Genomic DNA, 18,207 nt, shown 5'->3' with positions numbered 1-18,207 from the left:
TTCCTTCGGATGGCCTCAGCCGAAGCGATAGCCCGATACGGTCCAGCCCAGCACGCTGCTGCGGTGGGTGCAGGTCGCCGCGTCATCGCCGCCCGCGCCCAGCGCCACCATCAGCGGCAGCAGATGCTCCTCGCGCGGATGGGCGAAATGGGCGTGGGGCAGCGCATCCCAGGCGGCGACGCGGGTGGCGCGAGCCTGCGGATCGGGATCGGTGACGGCGGCGGTCAGGGCATAGTCCCAGGCGGTCGACGGGGCGATCGCCTGCGGCCCGCGCACGCGCAGATTGTGGAAACTCATGCCCGATCCGACGATCAGCACGCCTTCATCGCGCAGTGGGGCGAGCGCCCGGCCCGCCGCGATATGATCGGCCGGGTCGAGATCGCGGCGCAGTGAAATCTGGGCCAGCGGAATATCGGCATCAGGCAACGCCACCTTCATCGGGATGAAGACGCCATGATCCCAGCCGCGCGCAGCCTCCTCCCCCGTGGGGAAGCCGGCATCGCGCAGCAAGCCGGCGGCGCGACGCGCGAGATCGGGCGCGCCCGGCGCATCCCAGCGCAGGTCATAAGTGTGCGGCGGAAAGCCATAATAGTCGAAAAGGAGCGGCGGTTTTTCACCAGTATGGACGGTGAAATCCGCCTCCTCCCAATGGCCCGAGACCAGCAGGATGGCGCGCGGCCGTTCCGGCAGACCGGCGATCAGCGCCGCCAGATAATCCTGCATCGGGCGCCACATCGGGTCGCTGTGCGGCCGATCAGGATCGGACGGGTCCATGAAGAAGCAGGGGCCGCCGCCATGAGGAAGGAAGAAAGTCGGCTGTTTCATGATGCTCTCGATACAGGGCGATGGCGGGCTTAACTTCGCACTTTTCCCGCCGAACTGGACATTTTGTTACGCGCCCTTGATCCTATCGGAAAGGCAAAGCGCTACTGCCGAGAGTGCAAGGGCGACAAGAAGCGGGGCGTGCCATAGCCGTCGATATTGCCATTGGCGCGCCGGATAGGACAGGCAGAGATACGTCGTGCATGACCGCTACATCGGCATGCGGCGGCCATCCCGCAATCGGGCAAGTGGAAACTGTTCGTTTCGCCGTCCGCCCTGCGATCAGCCCGCTGCGTCGATCACCGGCGCGAGCGCCTGGGCCAGGGTGGCGCCCGAATAGGGCTTCTTGACCAGCGTCACATCCTCGAACCGCTCGGGCAGTTCCAGTCCGTCGCCATAGCCGGTGGCGAAGAGGAAGGGGATGCCGCGTTCGGCCAGCAGGTCCGCGACCGGCAGGCTGGTTTCATGGCCAAGGTTGAAGTCCAGCACGGCAAGGTCCACCGGCTGAATGGCGATCGCTTCGCGCGCGCGGCCGACGCTGGCGGCCGTCAGCACCTCCGCCCCCAGATCGCGCAACGCATCTTCGCCATCCATGGCGATGATCATATTATCTTCGACCAGCAGGACGTTGCGTCCCCGCAGCAGACCGGGGGTGACGGGCGCGGCCGGCTTGGCGCGATCGCGACCGGCGCTGTCGGAAAGGACGGATACGACATGGCGCGAAGGGATGCAGAAATGCGCTTCGATCCCCGCAAGCCTGTAGTTGATTTCGGCCTGGCCGCCCAGATCATAGGGGATGGAGCGTTCGATCACGGTCGATCCGAACCCCCGGCGCGTGGGGGCCACCACCGGCGGGCCGCCGATTTCGGTCCAGTCGAGCAGCAGGCTGCCATCTTCATCCACGCGCCAGTCGATTGTCACCGATCCATTGTCCGACAGCGCGCCATATTTGGCGGCGTTGGTCAGCATTTCATGGATCACCAGCGCCAGCACAGTAAAGCAGCCAGGCGTCAGCAACACATTGGGGCCGGTCAGCCGCACCCGATCGCTGCGTTCGCCCAGATAAGCGCCCGCCTCCACCTCTATGAGGTCATGGAGGCGCGCAGGGCTCCAGCGGTCGGCGGTAATCTGATCATGCGCGCGGGCCAGCGCATGGACGCGACTTTCCAGCGTGCCGATAAACTCCTCGACCGAGCGGGCGCTGTCGCGGGTCTGCGACAGGAGGCCGCGGATCAGCGAAAGGATGTTGCGGACGCGATGATTGAGTTCCGCGATCAGCAATTCCTGCTTTTCATGCGCGCGCTGCCGTTCCGCATCGGCAGAATCGGAGAGGCGCAGGATCACTTCCAGCAGTGCGGTGCGCAGCGCTTCAGCCACGCGCAGTTCGGCCGGGGTAAAGGGCAGAGCCACGCCCTGCACCAGTTGCGACCATATTTCGAAGCTCTTGCGCGGGGTCAGGCGGGGGCCGTTTGGCCCATATTCGATTTCCTTTTCCGGCTTGCCCGCCCAGCGGACCGAGCGCAGTTGTTCGGCGCGGAACAGCACGACATAGTCGCGCGGACGGCGCGACAGCGGAATGGCCAGGATGCCCGACGCGCGATCGGCATAGACGGCCGCTTCGGGCAGCACCTTCGTCAGACTGTCGGTCGTGTAAATCTGGCTGGCGGCGACGCGGTTCAGCATTGTGACAATGGCGGAAAAGGCCGCTTCATCGGGGACCAGCCCCGAAAAGGTCATCTGTCCGTCAATATAGACGCCGACGCCATCGGCCGGGATGGTGTCGAAAATGATGTCGCCCAGCCAGCGCGCGTTGGACAGCAGATCATGATCCTGCGCGACGGCGGACAGCAGCCGGTCGGCCACCTGCCGCGCCTTGCCTTCATAGCTGGCGGTTTCGGCGCGCTCGCGGCTTTCAAGCATCATCGAGAAAATCTGGCCGAACAGTTCGGCGGCGCTGCGCTGGGCAAAGGTGGGCAGGCGCGGGCTGTAATGATGGCAGGCGAACAGGCCCCAGAGCTTGCCTTCGACGATGATCGAAATGGAGAGCGAGGCGCCCACGCCCATGTTGCGCAGATATTCGACATGGATCGGCGAAACGGCGCGGGTCAGGCACAGCGACATGTCGAGCGCCGCGCCGGTGGGATCGAGCGCGGGGACAACGGGCACGGGGTCGGCCCCGATGTCGGCGATGATGCGGAAGATGTTGCGCAGATAGAGGGCGCGCGCCTGCGCCGGAATGTCCGACGCGGGGTAATGGAGGCCAAGGAAGCTGTCGACGCCGGGCTTCAGCGCTTCGGCCACCACTTCGCCATCGCCGCCGTCGGCAAAGCGATAGACCATCACCCGGTCGAAACCGGTCAAGGCCCGCACCTGCCGCGCGCCATCGCGCAGGAAGGCGGTCATGCCGTCGGCCTGCGCCAGACGCGCGACCATGGAGCGAACGGTGCTGCTCGCCTCCATCTCATCATGGCTGGCGAGTTCGGCCTCTATCACCACGAGCGGGCCGGAGAAATGAACCGCCACGTCGAAGGCGGGGCCGCCCTCCATCAGGGCGAGCGAGAAGACGCGTTCGACCGAATCGGGACCGCGCAGCAGGGTGATGCGGTTGCGCAGCGTGTGGATGGCGTCGGCGGTGAAGATGGCGCTGACGGGCTGGCCCAACATCTCCTGCGGCGTGCGACCGATGAAATCGGCGCTGTTGGCCGACACGCGCGACACCAGCCAGTCGGCCGTGAGCGCCATCAGGAAGCCGAAGGACTGGACCTTGCCCAGCACATGGATCGGTTCCCGATCGCAATTGGTGAGGTCGACCGCGAAATCGGTGGCGGTCAGATCGCTGCCGTCAGCCATGCCGCATCGCCCGCTGTTCCTGCGCCGCCGTGGCGAACAGGGCGAAGGCGGCCAGAGCGCCCTGCACGGCGTCCTCCAGCCAGCCCTCGCCGCCTTCCGCCGCTGCGCCGTCAAGCGCGCGCTGGAAGGCTATCCATTCACCCTTGTCATGCACGGCGGAGAGATAGGCGCGGGGCAGGCCTTCACCGACCTGGCGGGACAGCATCGCGCCGCCAAGCCGCGACCCTTCCAGCGTATAGAGCAGCCCCCAGCGCCCCCCTTCCTTCATATCCTGCCGCATCGGCAATGGTTCCGGCATGCTATCCCCCAACGCCGCCAGATCCTGCGCCAGCAACGGCAGGCGAGAACGTGCCGGACGCGCAACGGGTTCCATCGCGGCGAGCGCACGGCCATGGGCGGTCAGAAAAGAGCGATAATCGTCACGCGACTCGAGCGAAAAATCGCCGAATGCATCATCGACGCGGCGATGGCTGTCCATCGTCGCGGCGCGCAGGGCCTGCCGCGTGCGGCCAGCATCGGGAGTTTTCATCACTCGGCAGTCCTATGGGGTATGCACGCAGAATGCTTTGATCTGGATTAGCTTTCTGCGGAAGTCGGGGCGTTTTGCCCTCGATCCGGGCTGAAATCAGCATGGAAGCAATATGTCCCAATGTCCATATTCGGGCCGGCGATTCTTTCTGATCGCTGACAGGCGGGTTCAGCCTTGCGACACGACGACTGGTCTAAAAGCAGATCATCAGGGGACATCTTGTCCCCGCGTGAGGAAAGTCAGAACGATGTTGAGGAAGATGGTGCTGGCGGGGCTGATGGGCGCGACGCTGCTGAGCGGGATTGCGCCTGCTTATGCGCAGGCCGGGCAGGAACGGGGCGGACAGGAACGCGGCGATCGGGGCGGGCGTGAAGATCGCGCAGCGCGGCCTCAGGGCAATATGGCCTGGTCGCGCGGCAACCGCATGACCCAGCCGCAGGGCGATAATCAGAATAGAGGCCAGAGCTGGCAACGCCGCGATGATGCCGGCGCGCAGCAACGCTGGCAGCAGCGCCCTACTGGCCAGCCCGGCAATGCCCAGCCTGCCGGGCAAATGGCCCCGCCACGCCCCGACGCGCGCTGGCGCGGCGACCCGAGCCTGCCCGCCAATCGCGAGGTGGAGCGGCAGGTGCGCGAACGGCGCGAGCGGGAACAGCAGCAGAACTGGCGCAACGATCAGCGTAATGACCGGCCAGACTGGCGCAACGACCGGCGCGGAGATGACAGGCGCGACTGGAATGGCAATCGCGACTGGAACCGCGATCGCGACCGCAATGACGGCCGGTGGAATAATGACAATCGCAATGGCGGCTGGAACAACGGCAATTGGAACAACGGACGGCGCTATGATGATCGCACCCGCTGGAGCAACCAGCGGCGCTGGGACAATGGCTGGCGGCAGGACAGGCGCTATGACTGGTACAGCTATCGCAGCCGCTATGGCGACCAGTATCGCATGGGACGCTATTATGCCCCGCGCGGCTGGGACTATGGCTATCGGCGCTTTTCGGTCGGGATCTTCCTGAACAGCCTGCTCTATTCGAACAGCTACTGGCTGGATGATCCCTACAGCTATCGCCTGCCGCCGGCCTACGGGTCGCTGCGCTGGATCCGCTATTATGACGACGCGCTGCTGGTCGACGTGCGCGACGGCTATGTGGTCGACGTGATCAACAATTTCTTCTGGTGAGTTTTCTCCCTTCCTGAACTGGCCTTCAGGAACGACTGACCCCGGCATGGCGACATGTCGGGGTCTTTTCTTGTGGGGCGCGGCTGTGGCAGAGGACGGGCATGACAGATCCGATCGACGATGGCGGCATCGCCTCAGCCATTCGCGCGCAATTTGGCGACAGCGTTCGCGCGCGGCTGGACCGCAATCCGATGGTGAGCCGGATCGATGCGCCGAACCTGGAAATCTATGGCCGGCAGAATTTCCTGAGCGCGCAGGAATGCGCGGACTTGCGCGACCTGATCGACGCCAGCGCCAAGCCCTCCTCGCTCTTTTCCGGCAGCGCCAATGCGCAATATCGCACCAGCCATAGCGGCAATTTAAGCCCCTGGAACCCGCTGGTCGAAACAATCACCAACCGCATCTGCGCGCTGACCGGCCTGCCCGCCGCCCATGGCGAGACGTTGCAGGGGCAGCGCTATACGGCAGGGCAGGAATATAAGGTCCATTGCGACTATTTCCCGGTGACGGCTGATTACTGGCAGCAGATGCGCACATCAGGCGGGCAGCGGACCTGGACGGCGATGATCTATCTGTCGCCGGTCGAAGCCGGGGAGAGACGCATTTCCCGCAATGCGAATTCATGGTGCCGCCGGTCGAGGGAATGATCCTGATCTGGAACAACATGGCCCGCGACGGCGCGCCCAACCGATATAGCCTGCATGCCGCCCGGCCGGTAGAGCAAGGGACCAAATATGTCGTGACAAAATGGTTTCGCGAACGGCCGTGGAGGTGAGGTTTCGGGGAATGTGCCTGCGCACATTCGGCCGCACCTGCCCTCACCCCCACCCGACCGCCTAACGATAGTAGCCTATGGGCGGTCGGGTGGGGGTGAGGGCCGGTGCGGCTTCAAAATGCGCCCTTTCGCGCATTTTCAAACAAACCCGCCTGATACAAACTGCGACATAAATGACTGGAATCTGACTGGATCATTCCCGGACCGTTCAGGCGGGGAGCGGCATATCCATCCTTGTTGGCGGCGGAACCCGAACCCGAATGCGGGGTTCAGCCGCCACCCAATGGGAGACAGATTATGCGTAAGTTCATCATCCTGGGCCTGCTGGCCGCCACCGTCGTGCCGAGCGTCGCTTCGGCCCAGTCCTATGGCGAGGCGCGCCGCAGCGAACAGCGCCTGCGCGAGGAACAGCGCGACCTGCGTCAGGCGCAGCGCTATGGCGACCGCCGCGATGTGCGCGAGGCGCGCCGCGACGTGCGCGACGCCCGTCAGGAAGCACGCGAGGACTGGCAGGATTATCGCCGTTCGCACCGCGACGTCTATCGCGGCGGCAACTGGCGCGCGCCGTTCCGCTACAGCCAGTGGAATGCCGGCGCGCAGCTTCGCCCGGCCTACTATAATTCGCGCTATTATATCGCCGACCCCTATCGCTATCGCCTGCCCCGTCCGGGCGTGAACCAGCGCTGGGTCCGCCACTATAATGATGTGCTGCTGGTCAATGTGCGCACCGGCCGCGTGATTACCGCGCATCGCGGTTTCTTCTGGTAAGATATTGAAAAAAGGGCGGCGCCTGTCTTTCCGACCGGCGCCGCCCTTTTCGCTTTTCCCCACTTGGCCGCGCCGCCCGTTGCCGGGCGCACGCGGCCGATGACACGCGCTGGGCGCGCCACCAGTCCGAAAGGGGGGTGGACCGTTGCCCGAAACGGTCCATTGGGCGGAAAGTTCCGCCGGTTTGATTCAGATCAAGATGCGAGCGCCTGCGCGATCAGCTTGCGGCTATTGGCGATGCCGTAAAGCGCGATGAAGCTGCCCATGCGCGGCCCCTGATCCGCGCCCAGCAGGGTCTGGTAGAGCGCCTTGAACCAGTCGCGCAGTTCGGCAAAGCCAAACGCTTCATCCTTGCCAATGGCATAGACGATATTCTGAATGTCCTCGGCGCTTGCGCCTTCCGGCAGGGCGGCCAGTTCTTCGTCCAGCTTGCGCAGGGCGGCGGCTTCATTGGCTTCGGGCGCGCGGCGCTGAAGCGTGGGCGCGACGAAATCGCGGTGATAGGCCAGCGCATGGCCGATCAGCGCATCGAGTTCGGGATAGGTTTCCGCGCTGGCGCCCGGCACATAATTTTGCAGATAGCCCCAGACCTGTTCGGGGCTGGCGTCGCCCATCACGCCGACAAGGTTCAACAGCAGCCCGAACGTCACCGGCAATTCGCCATCGGGCAGCTTGCCGTCATGGATATGATGGACCGGATTGCCGAGCTGCTGCTCGATCGCCTGCTTGGGATAATTGCCGCGGAACTGCCAATATTCGTCCACCGCGCGCGGGATGACGCCCATGTGCAGCTGCTTGGCCTTTTTTGGCTCGCGATAGGCGTAGAAGGCCAGGCTTTCCTGCGGGCCATAGGTCAGCCATTGTTCGAGGCTGAGGCCATTGCCCTTGGACTTGGAGATTTTCTCGCCCTTTTCGTCGAGGAACATCTCGTAATTGAAGCCCTCGGGCGGGCGGCCGCCCAGCGCACGGCAGATTTTCGACGATTGCGTGACCGAATCGATCAGATCCTTGCCCGCCATTTCATAATCGACGCCCAGCGCATACCAACGCATCGCCCAGTCGACCTTCCATTGCAGCTTGGCCGCGCCGCCCAGGATCGACTGTTCGATGGTTTCGCCTTCATCGACGAAGCGGACGATGCCCGCTTCGGCGTCGATCACCTCGACCGGCACCTGAAGCACGATGCCGCTCTTGGGCGAAATCGGCAGGACGGGCGAATAGGTGGCCTGCCGTTCCTTGCGTAGGGTCGGCAGCATGATGTCCATGATCGCCTGATAACGGCGCAGAACCTGACGCAGCGCTTCGTCAAAAGCGCCGGCCTGATAACGCTCCGTCGCGGACACAAATTCATAGTCGAAGCCGAAGCTGTCGAGAAAATCGCGCAGCATCGCATTGTTATGATGGGCGAAGCTTTCGAATTTTTCGAACGGATCGGGCACCTGCGTCAGCGGCTTGCCAAGATATTCAGCCAGCATCGCCTGATTGGGGACATTGTCCGGCACCTTGCGGAACCCGTCCAGATCGTCGCTGAACGCCACCAGTCGCGTGGGAATGTCCGACAGGGAATGGAAGGCGTTGCGGACCATGGTGGTGCGCAGCACTTCGTTGAAGGTGCCGATGTGCGGCAGGCCCGATGGGCCATAGCCGGTTTCGAACAGGATATGCCCTTTATCCGGCGCGCCGTTGGCATAACGCTTCAGAAGCTTGCGCGCTTCTTCATAGGGCCAGGCCTTGGATGCGGTCGCAGCGGTGCGGAGAAGTTCGGACACGGTCATGGCCCAAGCCCCTACCCCCGGACGGCGCGAAAGAAAACGGGCTTTTGCGGCAAAATCGGGTTAAGAATCGTTCTCAAATTAAAGATTCATTTACCGTGCATGTCGTAAATTGGGCAAGAATGGAGGCGAAATGCAGATCAAGCGCAGCCGCGAACGCATTGTCGTGGACATCCCGATCGTCGTCACGACTGTGCTCGACAGCCTGGAAGGCACCATCGTCGACCTGAGCGAAGGTGGCGCACAGGTGGTCGGTTGCACCCTGCCGCCGCGGTCGCAATGTCAGCTTGATCTGGACGGCCATGTCGTATTCGGCACGGTGCGCTGGTCCGAAGAGGACCGGATGGGCATCCGTTTCCCCTATGAACTGGTCGATGGCCCGCTGTTCGACAAACTGGAACTGGCGCGTGGCGGCAGGCGTTCGCCGGTGCCGTTCCAGCCGCGCTTTACCGCGCCGGCCATGGGTGGCGGATTCGGCCGCCGGGCGGTCTGAAACAGGTTTTCCTTTTGTTCCTGTTCGCCTAGACCGGGCGGGTGATTGATCCAGCGACATTGCCAGCGCTCCACGCCAGCCATGGCGGCATATGGCTGTGCGAAGACGGCCGCACCCAGGCGCTGGCCAAGGGACAGGCGATCGCCCGCGCCGCCGAAACGCCGGTGCTGCTGCTCAATGCGCCGCTGACCGGACAGCGGCTGGGCTATCCCGAGCTTAATGGCCTGGACCTGCTTGAGCTATGGGCCTTCCTGCATCCCGCCCGCTTTCTGGTGCCCACGCCCAAGGGGCTGGCGGATGCGCTGGACCTGCCTGCGCCGACCAATGAAGGCGATATTCCCGCCCTGTTGCAACGGGCCGCCGCGATGTTGCTCGACCGGCTCGGTTCGCCCGAATGGCCCGAGCGCGAGGGGGGCTGGACGGCGGCGCAATCGCTGCACCGGATGCGCTGGCCCTGGTCGCCGCTGGTCGCGCCCCGCATCCCCCGCCCGCGCGAAGCGGAACGCTGGCTGTTTTCCAAATTGCCCGAATGGGAGGAGGCGCAGCCCCGTCCGGCCCCGCGCACCGTCAGCCTGGCCGAGGATCAGGTGCTGGCCCAGTTGGATGCGCTGACCGGCGCGGGGGCTGAGCCTCGCCCCGGCCAGCGCGCCTATGCCGCCGCCGCCCGCATCGCCTTCACCCCGCGCAAGCATCGCGACCAGCCCAATATGCTGCTGGCCGAAGCGGGCACCGGGATCGGCAAGACGCTGGGCTATCTGGCCCCCGCCTCGCTCTGGGCCGCGGAAGCGCAGGGGACGGTGTGGGTGTCGACCTATACCAAGGCGCTGCAACGGCAGCTGGATCGGGAAACTTTGCGCCTGTTCCCTGACCCCGCCATGGCCGCGCGGCGGGTGGTGGTGCGCAAGGGGCGGGAAAATTATCTCTGCCTGCTGAATCTGGAGGATGCCTTGCAGGGCGGCTTCGCCGGGCGGGCCGCGATTTTGGCGCAACTGGTGGCGCGCTGGGCCGCCTTCACCAAGGATGGCGACATGGTGGGCGGCGACCTGCCCGGATGGTTGCCGACTTTGTTCCGCCGCAATGGCTCCACGGCGCTGACCGACCGGCGGGGCGAATGTATTTATGCGGGCTGCCCCCATTATCGCAAATGCTTCATCGAACGGTCGGCGCGGGCTTCTGCGGATGCGGACATCGTGATCGCCAATCATGCGCTGGTGATGATCAATGCCGCGCGCGGGCGCGAGACGGGGCAGCGGCCACAACGCATCGTCTTCGACGAAGGGCATCATCTGTTCGATGCGGCGGATTCGACCTTCTCCGTTGCCCTGTCGGGGCAGGAGGCGATCGAACTGCGCCGCTGGATCATGGGGCCGGAGGGCGGATCGCGCGGGCGGCGGCGGGGGCTGGCGGCGCGCCTGTCCGACATGGCCAGCTATGACGAGGAAGGCGGGCAGGCGATCCGCGCGGCGGTGGACGCGGCGCAGGCGCTGCCGGCCGATGACTGGCTGAAGCGCGTGGTGGCGGGCGAACCGTTCGGGCCGCTGGAGGCGCTGCTCGCGGCGGTGCGAGGGACGGTCTATACCCGCGCGGAGGCGGCGGGCGAGGCGGATGCCGGCTATGGGCTGGAAACCGAACTGGCCGAGCCGGATGGCGCTCTGGTCGAGGCGGCGCAGGAGGCGGCGCTGGCGCTCGATGCGCTGATCAAGCCGCTGGTGCGGCTGGCGCGGCGGCTGGAGGCGGTGATCGAGGATGCGCCCGACTGGCTGGACGGCGCGGCGCGGGCGCGGATCGAGGGGGCGGTGGCGTCGCTGGGCTGGCGGCGTGACCTGATCGCGGCCTGGCTGGCGCTGCTGGCGCGGATCGGCGGGCCGGCCGATGCGGACTATGTCGACTGGATGACGGTCGACCGGGTCGAGGGGCGCGAATATGACATTGGCATCCATCGCCACTGGCTGGACCCGACCCGCCCCCTTGCCGAAACGGTGCTGAAGCCGGCGCAGGGCGTGCTGCTGACATCCGCCACGCTGAAGGGCGGGGGCGAATGGAGCAATGCGGAGGCGCGCAGCGGCGCGATCCACCTGCCCCATGGCGCGGAGCGGTTCGAGGCGGCCAGCCCGTTCGACTATCCGGGCCGGGCCGAAGTGCTGATCGTCACCGACATCAAGAAGGGCGACATTGCCGCCATGTCGGGCGCTTACGCGCGCCTGATTGAGGCGGCAGGCGGCGGCACGCTGGGCCTGTTCACCGCCATCCGGCGGCTGCGCGGGGTGCATGCCCGCATCGCCGACCGGCTGGCGCGCGGCGGCTTGCCGCTCTACGCCCAGCATGTCGATCCGATGGATACGGGCACTTTGGTCGATATTTTCCGCGACGATCCGCGCGCGTCGCTGCTTGGCACCGACGCGCTGCGCGACGGGGTGGACGTGCCGGGCCATTCGCTGCGGCTGGTGGTGATGGAGGGCGTGCCATGGTCCAAGCCCACGGTGCTGCATGCCGCGCGGCGGCTGGCGGGCGGCGGCAGCGCCTATGACGACCGGCTGATCCGCGCGCGGTTGGCGCAGGCGTTCGGGCGCCTCATCCGCCGGGCGCAGGACCGGGGCAGTTTCGTCATCCTGTCCGCCGCCATGCCCAGCCGGTTGCTGAGCGCTTTTCCGCCCGGAACGCCGATCCGCCGGCTGACGCTGGACGAAGCGATCATCGCCGTCAGCGTGCAGGCGCGCGAACAGCCCCTTGGCCTCGAAGCCGCTTTGGGGCATCAGGGGTCCGAATCCGGCCCGCCCCAACAGGAGAGAGAATGAAGCGCCTGACCCTGTTGCGCCACGCCAAATCGGACTGGGACGATCCGGTGGCGCGCGATTTCGATCGGCCCCTGAATCGGCGCGGCGAGAAGGCTGCGCTGTTGATGGGGCAATTTGCCGCCAAGCGGAAGATGCAGTTCGACCTGCTGGTCGCATCCCCCGCCGTGCGCGTGGTGCAGACGCTGGAGACATTTTTCGAAGGCTATGGCGAGACGCTGGACGCGCGCTGGGATCGGCGCATCTATCTGGCCTCCTCCCCCACTTTGTTCGATGTGGTGCGCGATTTTCCCGACAGCGCCGACCATGTGCTGATGGCCGGGCATAATCCGGGGTTCGAGGAACTGATCCTGGATCTGGTGCCCGATGATGGCGCCAGCCCTCTGCGCGAGGATGTGGAGGTGAAATTCCCAACCGCCAGCATCGCGGTGATGGATCTGGCGATCGATCAATGGGCGCAGGCCGGCGAAAACAGCGCCACTTTGGTCAGCTTCACCCGCCCGCGCGATCTGGACCCGGCGTTGGGGCCGGGCACGCGCTGAGGCGCGGGGCGTGACGCCTATTCACTGGCGCCGCGCGGACATGCGCGATGCCGCCGCCCTGTCGGCGCTGGGCGGCGCGACTTTCCTCACCAGCTTTGCCCATGATCATCCGGGCGGCGCGTTGCTGGACCATATCGAACGCGCCCATGGACTGGCCTATTATCAGGCTGCGCTAGGCGATCCGGCGCAGACTGCGCTGATCGGGGAAACGCCGCTGGGCGCGCCGGTGGGCTATGCGCTGATCACGCCGCCCGCGCTGCCGGTGGCGACGGACGCGCGCGATATTGAGCTCAAGCGCATCTATCTGCTGCATGGCTGGCAGGGCGGCGGCTATGGCGACGCACTGATGGCGCTGGTGCTGGAGGAAGCGCGGCGGCGCGGGGCCAGCCGGCTGCTGCTGGCCGTCTATCCGCAGAATGGCCGGGCGCGGCGTTTCTATGCGCGCCACGGCTTTGCAGAGATTGGCGAAATGACCTTCATGGTCGGGGACGTGCCGTTCCGCGACCTGATCTACGCGCGGACGCTGTAACCCGCCAGTTGAAAACTGGTCAGTCGCCGATCGCGGCGGCCAGCGTGGTGCGGATTTCCTGCAACCGTTCGATCAGATGCGCATCGTCCATACAGGGTTCGACCGGCTTGGCGGGCGCAACGACGGGGGCGCCGTTCGGCTCCTCCAGCGCCTTTTGCGCGCCCTTGACGGTGAAGCCCTCGACATTGAGCAACTGGTTGATGCGCCGCGCCAGCGCGACGTCGGCCGGGCGGTAATAGCGTCGGTTTCCTGATCGCTGCAACGGCCGCAATTTGGGAAAGCGCGTTTCCCAATAGCGCAAAATATGCTGGGGAAGACCAAGCTCGCCGGCCAGCTCGCTGATGGTCAGAAATGCACCCTCTACCTTTTCCATGACAGTGATGTTGCACCCGGAGCCGGGGCAACGTCAACTATGGTAAAGCAATGGGAATATTGGAAAAGCGCCCAGCCGTGTCAAATTGAGGCGACGCGGTCCCGCATTGTCTGGCTGGCGCGGAACGTGAGCACCCGGCGGGGTTCGATCGGCACTTCGACGCCAGTCTTGGGGTTGCGGCCCATGCGTTCGGTCTTGTCGCGCAGAACGAAGGTTCCGAAGCTGGAAATCTTCACATTTTCGCCGCGCTCCAGCGCGCACGACATATGTTCAAGGATGGATTCGACCAGCGCCGCGGCTTCCGCCCGCGACAGACCGACATGCCGGTTGACGCTTTCGGCCAGGTCCGCGCGCGTCAGGGTTCCATTGCCGCTCATCGATCATCCCCATTTCATCGCCCAGCGACCATCTCCCCGGATGATCTTCATGAAATGTGATTGATTCGCGGCGCTTTGGCAAGCGCTATAGATCAGACGCGCAGGACGCAGGCGCCCCAGGTAAAGCCGCCGCCCATCGCTTCCAGCACGACCAGATCGCCCGCCTTGATGCGCCCGTCGCGCATGGCGAGGTCGAGCGCCAGCGGCACGGACGCTGCGGAGGTATTGGCATGCTGGTCGACGGTTACAACCACGCGATCAGGGTCAAGCTTCAGCTTGCGGGCGGTGGCGTCGAGGATGCGGGCATTGGCCTGATGCGGGACCAGCCAGTCAATATCCGCCGGAGTCAGATTCGCCAGGTCAAGCACTTCGCGCAGCACCGACGCCAGATTGGACACGGCATGGCGGAACACTTCCTGCCCTTTCATGCGCAGCTTGCCCACCGTCTGCGTCGTGGACGGGCCGCCATCGACATAGAGAAGCTGGTTATGGCGGCCATCGGCATGGAGTTTGGCCGCCAGAATGCCGCGCTTACCCTCAACGCTGTCCTCTGCGCCCAGCACGATCGCGCCCGCGCCGTCGCCGAACAGGACGCAGGTCGCACGGTCTTCCCAGTCGAGGATGCGGCTGAAGGTTTCCGACCCGATCACCAGCGCGCGGTGGGCGGCGCCCGACCGGATCATGCTGTCGGCCACGGTCACGGCGTAGAGGAAGCCCGAGCAGACGGCCGCGACGTCGAAGGCGACGCAATCGTCAATGCCGAGCGCAGCCTGAACCTTGGTCGCGGCGGCGGGGAAGGTCTGGTCCGGGGTCGCCGTCGCCAGAATGATGAGGTCAATGTCCTGCGCGGCGATGCCGGCGGCGTCGAGCGCATTGCGGGCGGCATCGGCGGCAAGGCTGGCGGTGGTTTCGCCCTCCCCCGCGATATGGCGGTTGCGGATGCCGGTGCGCTCCACGATCCATTCGTCGCTGGTGTCGACCATCTGCGCCAGTTCGGCATTGCTGACGGTGCGAACGGGCAGGGCCGAACCCGTGCCGAGCAATATGGACCGGCGAATCACTTGGCGGACAGCTCCAGCTTTGACGCTACATCGGCCAGCGACTGAATATCGGCGATGTCGGCTGCGATGCGCCGGGTAATATCTTCTTCCAGCAGGCGGGCGGCGACATGCACCGCATTGGCCACGCCCTTTTCATCCGCGCTGCCATGGCTTTTCACCACCACGCCATTGAGGCCCAGGAAAACCGCGCCATTATGATTGTTCGGGTCAAGATGATGCTTGAGCATGTACATGGCCGGCTTCGAGATCAGGAAGCCTATCTTCGAGCGGATCGAACTGGTGAACGCCTTGCGCAGCACGTCGGTCACGAAGCGGGCCGTGCCTTCGGCCGTCTTCAGCGCGACATTGCCGGAAAAGCCGTCACACACGATGACGTCGGTATCGCCGCGGGCGATCTTGTCGCCTTCGGTGAATCCATCGAACTGAAGCGAGAGATTATCGGCGGCGCGCAGCACGGCGGCGGCATCGCGAATCTCGTCAGTGCCCTTCAACTCTTCGGTGCCGATGTTGAGCAGGCGGACGCGCGGACGATCGAGGTCGCAGGCGATGCGGGCATAAGCCGCGCCCATCACCGCGAACTGAACGAGGTTGCGGGCGTCACATTCAGTATTGGCGCCCAGATCCAGCATGATGACGTCATTGTCGCCCAGCGTGGGCAACATCGCCGCCAATGCTGGACGATCCACGCCCTTCATGGTGCGCAGGGCGACCTTCGCCATTGCCATCAGCGCGCCGGTATTGCCGGCGGAGACGGCAGCACCAGCCTCGCCCGCCTTCACGGCGGCGATGGCCATCGCCATGGAGCTGGTTTTCTTGCGAATCGCGACGCTCGGCTTATCCGAGCCGTCGACGACCGTATCGGCATGGACGATGTCCGACGCCGCCCGCAAGTTGGGGTGATGGTCGAGCGCCGCCTTGATCCGCTCCTCGTCGCCGAACAGGGTGAATCGCAGGCCATCATGACGGCGACGGGCCAAAGCAGCCCCCGCCATCATCACGCGCACGCCTTCGTCCCCGCCCATCGCGTCGATTGCGATTCGCGGTTGGCTAGACACTTTTATTCACCCCTTTGCGGAGTAGAGAGAAGGGCTTACGCCCCGACGGCGACGATTTCGCGGCCGTTATAGTGACCGCAAGCGTCGCACAGATTGTGGGGACGCTTCAGTTCACCGCAGTTCGAGCATTCGTTGAACGCTTCCACGCGCAGGGCGTCGTGGCTGCGACGCATGCCGCGCTTGGAGGGGGAGGTTTTGCGCTTGGGGACAGCCATGTCGGCACCTTATTCCATATATCAATCAGGTTGTGCGACTGGCCGGTTCCCACAGGATGCCGACGCCAACGGCGCCGCAGACCCATGCGGCCGGGTGATCGCGAAGCCCTGCGCCTATAGCGGTTTTTGCCGGAGGCGCAAGTCCTTCCTTACCCCGACACTTGCCCCTTTCCCCAGCGACTCTACTGTGTGCAGCGCCGAATAACAGGGATATGACCCATGCTGCTGCCAATTACACTGACCTTTGCCGCCGCCTGCGCGCTGCTGAACTTCTGGCTGGCGATTCGCTGCGCCCGGTTCCGGATCAAGGACAAGATATTGCATGGCGACGCCGGGCACGGCCTGCTGGCGCGGCGGATGCGGGCACATGCCAATTATGTCGAATATACGCCGATCGTGCTGATTCTCTTTGGGCTGGTCGAGATGGCGGTAGGCGCGTCGCTATGGCTGTGGATCGGCGTGCTGGCCTATGTGGTGGCACGGATAGCCCATGCGTTCGGCATGGATGCGGACAAGCCCACGGCGCTGCGCGCGGGTGGCGCGCTGCTGACATGGGTGATCATGATCGTGATGGCCGGGACGGCGCTCAGCATCGCCTATGGCGCGACGCGCGCCATGCCGGTGCCACCGGCTATGGCGGCGCGGGGATAGGCGCTTCTTCCGTTCGCTTCGAGCGAAGTCGAGAAGCGGCTAACGCAACGCTCTCGTTTCTCGACACGCTCGAAACGAACGGGCGTTGATTACATCACCCGCCCAATACCGAATCGGCGACGAAAGGGTTGGTGCGGCGTTCGTGGGCAAAATTGCTCATCTGGCCGTGGCCGGGGACGAAGGCCGTTTCGCCGCCCAGCGGCCAGAGCTTGCCGGTGATGGCGTCGATCAGATCCTGATGATTGCCGCGCGGGAAGTCGGTGCGGCCGATCGATCCCTGAAACAGCACGTCGCCCACGATCGCCAGCTTGCTGGGGGCGTGGTGGAAGACGACATGGCCGGGCGTGTGGCCGGGGCAATGGATGACGTCGAAGGTCAGGTTGCCGACCGTCACCTGATCGCCGTCGTTGAGCCAGCGGTCCGGCTCGAAACTTTCGCCGGGTACGCCCCAGCGCTCGCCATCCTGCGGTAGCCGGTCGATCCAGAAGCGATCATCCTCATGCGGCCCCTCGATCGGGACATTGAGGTCGCGCGCCAGCACGCCCGCCTGCCCGCAATGGTCGATATGGCCATGGGTGACGAGCAGCTTCTCGATCGTGACGCCATGCTGCGCCGCCGCCTTCTTGAGCACGGGCAGATCGCCGCCCGGATCGACAAAGGCGCCGCGCATCGTTTCCGTGCACCAGAAGAGCGTGCAATTCTGCTGGAGCGGGGTGACGGGGATCAGGACGGCTTTGAGCGGCGACATGGTCATGGGGAGGATGTGGCGGACGGGGGCGGCATGTGCAAGCCCCCGCACGGATGGTGAGGCCGTGCTACTGATTGCCTGCCATCTTCTATCCGTCACCCCAGCGCAGGCTGGGGTCGCAGGAGAGGACGCGCTATGGGGCCTGAGATCCCAGCCTGCGCTGGGATGACGGTGGGGAAACCGACAGCTACCGCACCAACAACGCCTGCCGCGCTTCCTATTCCGCGCCTTCCATCGCGAACGGCTCGGCCAGGCTGATGCTGTCCAGCACCTTGGCGGTTTCGTCGCGGACGCGGAGCATTACGCGGTGCAGGCGGCATTCCGATTCAGGCAGGCAGTTGGTGCAGCTTTCATGCGCGAAGCGGCTGGCGCAGGGAGTGAGTGCGAGCGAACCGCGCGTCAGGCGGACGATGTCGCCATAGCTGATGTCGACCGGGGCGAGCGCCAGCCAATATCCCCCGTCCCGCCCCCGCTGCGTCGCGACCAGCCCTTCGCGCGACAATTCGGACAGGATGACCGTCAGGAATTTGGACGGGATATTCTGCCGCGTGGCGATTTCATTGAGCGGCACCGGACCCTGTCGGTAGCGGTCTGCAAGATGCTGGAGAGCGCGGATGGCGTAACGGGTCTTCTGGGACAACATGGGCCCGTTATTCGCCCCCCGCC

18 protein-coding genes and 1 pseudogene are annotated in these 18,207 nt (G+C 65.1%); 8 read left to right on the top strand and 11 right to left on the bottom strand.

Going from position 1 to position 18,207, the window contains the following annotated elements; genetic code table 11:
• Positions 1-15: 15 nt before the first annotated feature.
• The 3 genes from ACFOKF_RS03070 to ACFOKF_RS03060 all read right to left on the bottom strand — a co-directional run bounded on the left by ACFOKF_RS03070 (position 16) and on the right by ACFOKF_RS03060 (position 4,204).
• A complete protein-coding gene (locus tag ACFOKF_RS03070; RefSeq protein ID WP_380793038.1) occupies positions 16-825 on the bottom strand; it encodes a DODA-type extradiol aromatic ring-opening family dioxygenase in 810 nt (269 codons plus the stop codon).
• A gap of 279 nt (positions 826-1,104) precedes the next feature.
• A complete protein-coding gene (locus ACFOKF_RS03065; RefSeq protein ID WP_380793035.1) occupies positions 1,105-3,672 on the bottom strand; it encodes an HWE histidine kinase domain-containing protein in 2,568 nt (855 codons plus the stop codon).
• Complete coding sequence (locus ACFOKF_RS03060; protein WP_380793032.1) at positions 3,665-4,204, bottom strand: biliverdin-producing heme oxygenase; 540 nt, start codon at positions 4,202-4,204, stop codon at positions 3,665-3,667. The genes ACFOKF_RS03065 and ACFOKF_RS03060 overlap by 8 nt, the downstream gene beginning before the upstream one ends.
• Positions 4,205-4,448: 244 nt before the next feature.
• Between ACFOKF_RS03060 and ACFOKF_RS03055 the strand changes: the two genes are divergently transcribed.
• From ACFOKF_RS03055 to ACFOKF_RS03045, 3 genes and pseudogenes are all read left to right on the top strand, one after another.
• Complete coding sequence (locus ACFOKF_RS03055) at positions 4,449-5,390, top strand: RcnB family protein (RefSeq protein WP_380793029.1); 942 nt, start codon at positions 4,449-4,451, stop codon at positions 5,388-5,390.
• A gap of 101 nt (positions 5,391-5,491) precedes the next feature.
• Positions 5,492-6,165, top strand: a pseudogene (locus ACFOKF_RS03050) (prolyl hydroxylase family protein).
• Between the two features lie 297 nt (positions 6,166-6,462).
• Positions 6,463-6,933 carry an RcnB family protein gene (locus tag ACFOKF_RS03045; RefSeq protein WP_380793026.1) on the top strand — a complete coding sequence of 157 codons (471 nt, stop codon included), beginning with the start codon at positions 6,463-6,465 and terminating at the stop codon, positions 6,931-6,933.
• A gap of 194 nt (positions 6,934-7,127) precedes the next feature.
• On the opposite strand, the gene ACFOKF_RS03040 is transcribed toward ACFOKF_RS03045, so the two are convergent.
• Positions 7,128-8,708: a lysine--tRNA ligase gene (locus ACFOKF_RS03040; protein WP_380793023.1), complete on the bottom strand. Its 1,581-nt coding sequence runs from the start codon at positions 8,706-8,708 to the stop codon at positions 7,128-7,130.
• Between the two features lie 130 nt (positions 8,709-8,838).
• Here ACFOKF_RS03040 and ACFOKF_RS03035 point away from each other — a divergent pair, with 130 nt between their 5' ends.
• From ACFOKF_RS03035 to ACFOKF_RS03020, 4 genes are read left to right on the top strand one after another with little or no spacing between them, the layout of a single operon-like run.
• On the top strand, positions 8,839-9,198 hold the full coding sequence (locus ACFOKF_RS03035; RefSeq protein ID WP_380793020.1) for a PilZ domain-containing protein: 360 nt from the start codon (positions 8,839-8,841) through the stop codon (positions 9,196-9,198).
• A gap of 41 nt (positions 9,199-9,239) precedes the next feature.
• Entirely contained in the window at positions 9,240-11,993 is a 2,754-nt protein-coding gene (locus tag ACFOKF_RS03030; RefSeq protein ID WP_380793017.1) for an ATP-dependent DNA helicase, read from the top strand.
• A complete protein-coding gene (locus ACFOKF_RS03025) occupies positions 11,990-12,532 on the top strand; it encodes a SixA phosphatase family protein (RefSeq protein ID WP_380793014.1) in 543 nt (180 codons plus the stop codon). Before ACFOKF_RS03030 ends, ACFOKF_RS03025 begins: the two co-directional genes overlap by 4 nt.
• 10 nt (positions 12,533-12,542) lie before the next feature.
• Positions 12,543-13,061 (top strand): GNAT family N-acetyltransferase, encoded by a 519-nt coding sequence (locus ACFOKF_RS03020; RefSeq protein WP_380793012.1) that lies wholly within the window; start codon positions 12,543-12,545, stop codon positions 13,059-13,061.
• 19 nt (positions 13,062-13,080) lie between these two features.
• On the opposite strand, the gene ACFOKF_RS03015 is transcribed toward ACFOKF_RS03020, so the two are convergent.
• The 5 genes from ACFOKF_RS03015 to rpmF form a co-directional block, all read right to left on the bottom strand.
• On the bottom strand, positions 13,081-13,434 hold the full coding sequence (locus ACFOKF_RS03015) for a MerR family transcriptional regulator (RefSeq protein WP_380793009.1): 354 nt from the start codon (positions 13,432-13,434) through the stop codon (positions 13,081-13,083).
• Between the two features lie 80 nt (positions 13,435-13,514).
• Positions 13,515-13,811 carry an integration host factor subunit alpha gene (gene ihfA, locus ACFOKF_RS03010; RefSeq protein ID WP_298401974.1) on the bottom strand — a complete coding sequence of 99 codons (297 nt, stop codon included), beginning with the start codon at positions 13,809-13,811 and terminating at the stop codon, positions 13,515-13,517.
• A gap of 92 nt (positions 13,812-13,903) precedes the next feature.
• On the bottom strand, positions 13,904-14,872 hold the full coding sequence (locus ACFOKF_RS03005) for a beta-ketoacyl-ACP synthase III (protein ID WP_380793005.1): 969 nt from the start codon (positions 14,870-14,872) through the stop codon (positions 13,904-13,906).
• On the bottom strand, positions 14,869-15,894 hold the full coding sequence (gene plsX / locus ACFOKF_RS03000) for a phosphate acyltransferase PlsX (protein ID WP_380797622.1): 1,026 nt from the start codon (positions 15,892-15,894) through the stop codon (positions 14,869-14,871). The genes ACFOKF_RS03005 and plsX overlap by 4 nt, the downstream gene beginning before the upstream one ends.
• A gap of 68 nt (positions 15,895-15,962) precedes the next feature.
• The gene (gene rpmF / locus ACFOKF_RS02995) at positions 15,963-16,142 is read right to left on the bottom strand and encodes a 50S ribosomal protein L32 (RefSeq protein ID WP_298401966.1); all 180 of its coding nucleotides are present in this window, start codon (positions 16,140-16,142) and stop codon (positions 15,963-15,965) included.
• Between the two features lie 219 nt (positions 16,143-16,361).
• On the opposite strand from rpmF, the gene ACFOKF_RS02990 reads away from it, so the two are divergent.
• On the top strand, positions 16,362-16,793 hold the full coding sequence (locus ACFOKF_RS02990) for an MAPEG family protein (RefSeq protein WP_380793002.1): 432 nt from the start codon (positions 16,362-16,364) through the stop codon (positions 16,791-16,793).
• A 94-nt stretch (positions 16,794-16,887) separates the two neighbouring features.
• Here ACFOKF_RS02990 and ACFOKF_RS02985 read toward each other — a convergent pair whose 3' ends face one another.
• Together ACFOKF_RS02985 and ACFOKF_RS02980 are read right to left on the bottom strand one after the other, a co-directional pair.
• Positions 16,888-17,547: an MBL fold metallo-hydrolase gene (locus ACFOKF_RS02985; protein WP_380793000.1), complete on the bottom strand. Its 660-nt coding sequence runs from the start codon at positions 17,545-17,547 to the stop codon at positions 16,888-16,890.
• Positions 17,548-17,758: 211 nt separating this feature from the next.
• Positions 17,759-18,184, bottom strand: coding sequence for an RrF2 family transcriptional regulator (locus tag ACFOKF_RS02980; protein ID WP_380792998.1), 426 nt, complete (start codon positions 18,182-18,184; stop codon positions 17,759-17,761).
• Between the last annotated feature and the right edge of the window lie 23 nt (positions 18,185-18,207).

The organism is Sphingobium rhizovicinum (assembly GCF_042647625.1).
GTDB classification, from domain to species: domain Bacteria; phylum Pseudomonadota; class Alphaproteobacteria; order Sphingomonadales; family Sphingomonadaceae; genus Sphingobium; species Sphingobium rhizovicinum.
Note: the sequence above shows the minus strand (reverse complement) of the source record. Positions and strands in the feature narration are given on the sequence as shown.

Coding starts and splice junctions, on each gene's coding strand:
- ACFOKF_RS02990 (WP_380793002.1), top strand. CDS start 16,362: ATGCTGCTGCCAATTACACTGACCTTTGCCGCCGCCTGCGCGCTGCTG.
- plsX (WP_380797622.1), bottom strand. CDS start 15,894: ATGGGCGGGGACGAAGGCGTGCGCGTGATGATGGCGGGGGCTGCTTTG.
- rpmF (WP_298401966.1), bottom strand. CDS start 16,142: ATGGCTGTCCCCAAGCGCAAAACCTCCCCCTCCAAGCGCGGCATGCGT.
- ihfA (WP_298401974.1), bottom strand. CDS start 13,811: ATGAGCGGCAATGGAACCCTGACGCGCGCGGACCTGGCCGAAAGCGTC.
- ACFOKF_RS03065 (WP_380793035.1), bottom strand. CDS start 3,672: ATGGCTGACGGCAGCGATCTGACCGCCACCGATTTCGCGGTCGACCTC.
- ACFOKF_RS03045 (WP_380793026.1), top strand. CDS start 6,463: ATGCGTAAGTTCATCATCCTGGGCCTGCTGGCCGCCACCGTCGTGCCG.
- ACFOKF_RS03040 (WP_380793023.1), bottom strand. CDS start 8,708: ATGACCGTGTCCGAACTTCTCCGCACCGCTGCGACCGCATCCAAGGCC.
- ACFOKF_RS03055 (WP_380793029.1), top strand. CDS start 4,449: ATGTTGAGGAAGATGGTGCTGGCGGGGCTGATGGGCGCGACGCTGCTG.
- ACFOKF_RS03035 (WP_380793020.1), top strand. CDS start 8,839: ATGCAGATCAAGCGCAGCCGCGAACGCATTGTCGTGGACATCCCGATC.
- ACFOKF_RS02980 (WP_380792998.1), bottom strand. CDS start 18,184: ATGTTGTCCCAGAAGACCCGTTACGCCATCCGCGCTCTCCAGCATCTT.
- ACFOKF_RS03025 (WP_380793014.1), top strand. CDS start 11,990: ATGAAGCGCCTGACCCTGTTGCGCCACGCCAAATCGGACTGGGACGAT.
- ACFOKF_RS02985 (WP_380793000.1), bottom strand. CDS start 17,547: ATGACCATGTCGCCGCTCAAAGCCGTCCTGATCCCCGTCACCCCGCTC.
- ACFOKF_RS03015 (WP_380793009.1), bottom strand. CDS start 13,434: ATGGAAAAGGTAGAGGGTGCATTTCTGACCATCAGCGAGCTGGCCGGC.
- ACFOKF_RS03070 (WP_380793038.1), bottom strand. CDS start 825: ATGAAACAGCCGACTTTCTTCCTTCCTCATGGCGGCGGCCCCTGCTTC.